2 protein-coding genes are annotated in these 2,526 nt (G+C 46.2%); one reads left to right on the forward strand and one right to left on the reverse strand.

Annotated features, from left to right (window positions below; translation table 11 throughout):
• Positions 1-53 precede the first annotated feature (53 nt).
• Positions 54-1,490, reverse strand: a complete 1,437-nt coding sequence (locus KDK14_RS21015; protein ID WP_257267208.1) for a hypothetical protein — start codon at positions 1,488-1,490, stop codon at positions 54-56.
• Between the two features lie 339 nt (positions 1,491-1,829).
• Here KDK14_RS21015 and KDK14_RS21020 point away from each other — a divergent pair.
• Positions 1,830-2,526, forward strand: a 697-nt coding sequence (locus tag KDK14_RS21020) for a bile acid:sodium symporter family protein (protein ID WP_257267209.1), incomplete at its 3' end; no start/stop codon positions are given.

Here is a 2,526-nt window from a genome sequence, read left to right on the forward strand (position 1 = left end):
TTTAGACCAATTTGCTGCCACCGCAGCAGGGCAGTCTATTCTCGGACAGCCTCCTAGAGCGACAAAGTCCTGCGCGAGATACGGGGCAGTTTATGAAATCTCCGGGTTAGTTCAGATACTTTTCGTGATAACTCTAGTTTTATCTGTTCCAGATCCGCAATTTTCACCAACAGCTCACGCTTTTCTTTTTCATCATCTTCAGATTTAGCTGTCAATTGCTGTATTTCTTCCCTGGCTTTTTTCAGACGACACTTGACTTCTTCTATGATCATTGTTGCATCTGACGTTACAGACTGAATGTCACTCATTGCCAATGCAAGGGAGTTTAAATCCGAGGTTAGCTTTTGCATATCTGCTAACTGTGTTTTAGCCAGAGGATGCCCAGGAGGTTCACGCCCCTCTTGTGTGTCCCGAGGCTCATGTATTGCCTCCAGAACCCGGTCTGCCTCAGTGTGAAGCCCGCGTGTGGTAATTTCCAGGGCATTTTGACTATCATCATTGTCACTTTCTCTCAGACCCTGTTGCAAGTGGTCAACATCAGGCCATTGCATGCACTGTCCGTCTTCAGCCCTGTAGTTGCCATAATCCCAATCCATGGGACCACAAACTTGTTCCAGGGCATTTATCAAACGCCTGTTATCCTTGGTAAGCTCATCATTTTCCAGTATGTAATCAGCTAAAATTTTTGTCTGAATTTCCATTTGCTTCTGTAAAGCAGCCTTCGCAATGCACAAGTCTTGAAACCGAACTTCACGAGTGTCGTGGAAAGTAAAGCCGTGAAATTGTTGACCGGGTTGCTGACGAGCGGCTTCAAGCTCCTCAGAGAGCTGTTGTATGAGTAACGATTTTTCCGACAGTTGTTCAACCAGCAGGTCTTTTGAAGCCTCATAAGACACAAGGTTATCAGTAATCTCTTTCTCAAGATCGTCTGCGCGGTTACAAACATGATCCAGCAGATCATTGAGTTCACAATTTCGATGTTTCTCACAGCTGAATTTTTGATTCAACTGCTGAACCAATTGTTCATTTAAGCCCAGAGACTCACCGGCATGGGCCTTACAGGCAGACAATTGGTCAGAAATCTCTGCTTTGTGTAACCCAAGTTCATGATTGAGCTGCTCAAGCTGCCTGGCATCCTCAACCTGCCTTGCCAACATTGGCAGTAACTTCTGCAATGGCTCATCAGCCCTGATGATCTTTCGGAGAAGAAGTTTCATGCCTCGACCAGCATCATAGGTGAGGGAGGCAGGGATAAGTACCGGACTGATCACCGCAGTAACCCCGAAACCAAACGGACCAAGCTTACCAACAACCCATTTCCCCCATCGGATAAAACTGGGTTTGCCAAATTTCGAACCATCAACCGCAGTCCTGGTCATTTGATAAACTGCATTGGCTTCATCGCTTAGCCCTCTGGTAGCGGGTGGATGCCCCCCGGTCTCCCCCGCACTGGTCACGGCAGGATTGACATTCAATAGTCCAGGACCCATGTTTATTCCCTCACAGTTTTATATGAAGTCGACAATTTGAGCCTTCGCTTGGAGTTTGAATTTAATCATTAGTTTCCCAGGCAAATTAATATTTTTAAAAATATCAAAATTTCTTTTAATGGTGTTGAAGAATAGAAGGTTGGTAATTCGCGATATTGCCAGGCTGTCGATGAATTTACTGTGGCAGCATAAGCACTCTATAATGCCGCTCTTTGACCACTGTACAAAAGTTAATTCAATACTCACCACTGCCTGGAACAGGCATATTAAATTGGCATACATTTATTCCGTATACAGGGCTGTCCCTAAACGGAGTTCTCAATAACAATAACCAGTTAGATGGACGTTATAATCAATGTTTTGCTGCTGGTTGCCCAAAGCATTATTATGTTTTCGCTGGGCACAGGGCTTGGGATCAACGATTTTAAACGCGTGCTGGAACGTAAAAAGGTGGTGGCTATTGCGCTGGTTGCCCAGGTCATGGTGTTGCCCTTGCTGGCGTATTTGACGGTACATTTGTTTTCTTTTTCGCCAGCCTTTGCCGCAGGCTTGATGATTTTAAGCTTCTGCCCGGGGGGCGTCACCAGCAACATCATTTCTAAATTGGCCAAAGGCGATGTGGCGTTATCCGTCTCATTAACCGCCGTCACCAGTGTTCTGGCCTTTGTGTCTGTCCCTTTTATGGTGTCATTGTCCTTGACCCATTTCCCGGGTGATGCATTGAACGAGTACTCCTTCAGTGAGATTGCCCTGGTTACCTTTTTGATTACCACGACGCCAGTATCTCTCGGGGTGATTTTTCGTCATTTTAAACCGTCGATTGCCTTAAAAATTGAAACCGGGCTGGAACGCCTGGCTTATGTGCTATGGACCATTATTGTGCTGGGTGCCGTGTTGTCATCCGCTGAAAATGTCATGGCAAACTTTTATCAGGTCGTGGCAGGGCTTCTTTTCTTGCCAATTGTGATGACGTGTCAGGGCCCAGGAGGCTGTCCGAGAATAGACTGCCCTACTGCGGTGGCAGCAAATTGGTCTA

The sequence above is a fragment of the Endozoicomonas sp. ONNA2 genome, assembly GCF_024606365.1.
In the GTDB taxonomy this organism is placed as follows: domain Bacteria; phylum Pseudomonadota; class Gammaproteobacteria; order Pseudomonadales; family Endozoicomonadaceae; genus Endozoicomonas.

Excerpts from the sequence above, each read along its gene's own strand:
- KDK14_RS21015 (WP_257267208.1), bottom strand. The coding sequence starts at position 1,490 with ATGGGTCCTGGACTATTGAATGTCAATCCTGCCGTGACCAGTGCGGGG.